Source organism: Okeania hirsuta (assembly GCF_003838195.1).
Lineage (GTDB): Bacteria > Cyanobacteriota > Cyanobacteriia > Cyanobacteriales > Microcoleaceae > Okeania > Okeania hirsuta.
Map to the genome: position 1 here is coordinate 1 of NZ_RCBY01000476.1, position 2,611 is coordinate 2,611.

The following is a 2,611-nucleotide window of genomic DNA, read 5'->3' on the forward strand; positions in this document are numbered from 1 at the left end:
AATTGGCCTGTGGCATAGCCCTGTTCTTTCAAGATTTCAGCCAGAGTAATATCTTAGCCCGCTTTTTGTCTGTTAATTTGGGAATGACGCGATCGGCCAACATCTTGCCAATTGCTTGCTGTAAAGGCTGATTTTCATAGTCTGGGGTATTTTTAGCACGTAGTTTTTTCATCTCTCGACTCCTGTTGTAAAAATGGATAAATAAAATTGAATGCAATGGAAGTTGAACAAGGGTTTCAGGGTTCGGGCAGTAGTTTCGGCTATTGCCGATCAAGTGGCAGTGTTAAGCAAGAGAGAGATTGCCACCGCCAACACCGCCAACATCCTCAAATCTGCTTCAAAAGACCATTGAAAAACATTCCTTAAACCTCATTAAAGGGGTTAACAACATTTCAGTTTGTCAAGAAAAATAGGAGGATCTATTTTCAACAATAGTCTTCAAAAGATCCTCCTAAATTCTACTTATGTGTACACCTTAGTGTAATCAGGTAATAGACTTAGTTTAGTCCTCAAGATTCATGTTCTCAAGATCGTCTAACAGCTCTTGCAATTGCCCATCAATGGTAAAGGAAGCCGGAACCTGACGGGGAGGATAGTCCCGAAACGTGTCCAGGAATTTGCCAACGTAATATTGGCTTGGTGGAATGACGAACGCATGATTGGTCTTCCAAATGTCATAATATGATGATTCTCCTGGGGCACGCTCAAAAGGATCGCGACGCAGGTTCAGGACAATAGGAATCCTCAATTTAATAAAAGGCTCAGACCACACCTTGGCACCTTTTTCCCGTTGCTCGCTAAAGATCAGTTTCCAATCATCATAGCGCAAAGCTGAGGGATAAGCATCATCCGTGAGATAGAACATCTCGTGACGGGGTGCTTCTACTGGCAACTCAGCAATTGCTGGGTTTTTACGTCGTAATTTTTCTAATTTAGAGGGGTTGATCCTGTCAAGGTAATCCAGGCGAGGTAAGAAGTTGTACCCATCTAGGTGCAGCGGATGGAAATCCCGACCGTTGGCTTCATAAACCACGGGGAGTTCAGTCCCATCGCAGGTACCGTCTGTTGGAGCCTCTTCTTCAAGACAAGGGTTGAGCAATTGAGTCTTAACATCTTGAAGTTCTTCAGCTCCAGTTGCCGAAGCTAGAGTTGGTAACCAATCCGTCATAGAAATGATATCGTTGGACACGACACCACCTTTCCAACGGGCAGGCCAGCGCACCAAAAAGGGAACCCGGAAACCACCTTCCCAGTTGGTGTTCTTTTCCCCATGGAATGGAATAGTCCCACCATCAGGCCACTTATAGAATTGCGCTCCATTATCTGCGGTGTAGATAACGATCGTGTTGTCTGCAACACCCAACTCATCAAGTTCATCGAGCAGCTCACCCACCATAAGATCGTTTTCTACCATACCATCAGCAAAGAGTCCTTGACCGGTGACGCCTTCCGACTCTGGCTTCAAATGGGTATATACGTGCATCCGACTGGGGTTCAACCAGACGAAGAAGGGCTTGTTATTATGGACTGCCTTTTCCATAAAGTCTACGGCTGCATCTTGAAACTCCTCATCCACTGTAGGCATCCGAGAACTACTGAGCGCTCCTGTGTTGCAAATCACTTGGTGACCTACGGGGCCTTTTGTTAGAATTTTACTTTTAGGACCATCTTCATCTACAACATAAGAAACTTGTTTCTTATAACGTGGAAGTGATTCATCATAAATACAGGGATGCTCTGGAACTAGAGAATCATGACGTTCCTTCGCTTCTGCCACTGTCTTAGGCGCTCCTTCCACCCTCGTATCATAAGAATGGAGAACGCCCTTGGGACCATACTTTTTAACGTAGTCACCGTCTGGTCCGCCGGGATAATCAGCGTTTTCTGGCTCTTCCTCAGAGTTGAGGTGATAGAGATTGCCATAAAACTCTTCAAAACCATGATTGGTGGGAAGAAACTCATCGCGATCGCCCAGGTGGTTTTTGCCAAATTGGCCTGTGGCATAGCCCTGTTCTTTCAAGATTTCAGCCAGAGTAATATCTTCGGTGCTGAGTCCCAAACCAGACCCTGGGAGACCTACTTTAGTCAAACCAGTACGTCCAGGGCTTTGACCCGTGATGAATGCTGCCCGTCCAGCGGTACAGCTATTTTCTGCATAAGCATCGGTAAAGCGAATGCCCCCTTCAGCAATGCTATCGATATTTGGGGTACGGTAGCCCATCATGCCGTCGTTGTAGGCACTGAGGTTAAACCAACCCACATCGTCAGTCATAATGACCAGAATGTTAGGTGGGCTGGTGGTCTCCTGGGGCAACGTCTGTTCAGAGGCATCTACAGCCCCCTCAATTGTGTCACTTGAAATGCTAGGTGTGCTAGCTTCCTGGGGCCACCTTTGTTGAAAGGCATCTAAAGCCTTGATCATTAAGTCACCTGAAAGCCCCATTTTTTCCTTGGGCAGCTCAAAATTAAAGTTTTGATGAGCAAAAGCAGGAGCGGTCGGGAGCCAGGGTAGCATCCCCGATAGGAATAGTAGAAGGGAGGTCGCGATCGCTCCTGCTTGGGCAGCTCAAAATTAAAGTTTTGATGAGCAAAAGCAGGAGCGGTCGGGAGC

General features: G+C 46.5%; 2 protein-coding genes. Both read right to left on the reverse strand.

Going from position 1 to position 2,611, the window contains the following annotated elements; translation table 11 throughout:
• Positions 1–28 precede the first annotated feature (28 nt).
• The gene (locus tag D5R40_RS36660; protein ID WP_161565154.1) at positions 29–172 is read right to left on the reverse strand and encodes a hypothetical protein; all 144 of its coding nucleotides are present in this window, start codon (positions 170–172) and stop codon (positions 29–31) included.
• Positions 173–502: 330 nt separating this feature from the next.
• Positions 503–2,515: an arylsulfatase gene (locus tag D5R40_RS31970; RefSeq protein WP_205127806.1), complete on the reverse strand. Its 2,013-nt coding sequence runs from the start codon at positions 2,513–2,515 to the stop codon at positions 503–505.
• Positions 2,516–2,611 lie beyond the last annotated feature (96 nt).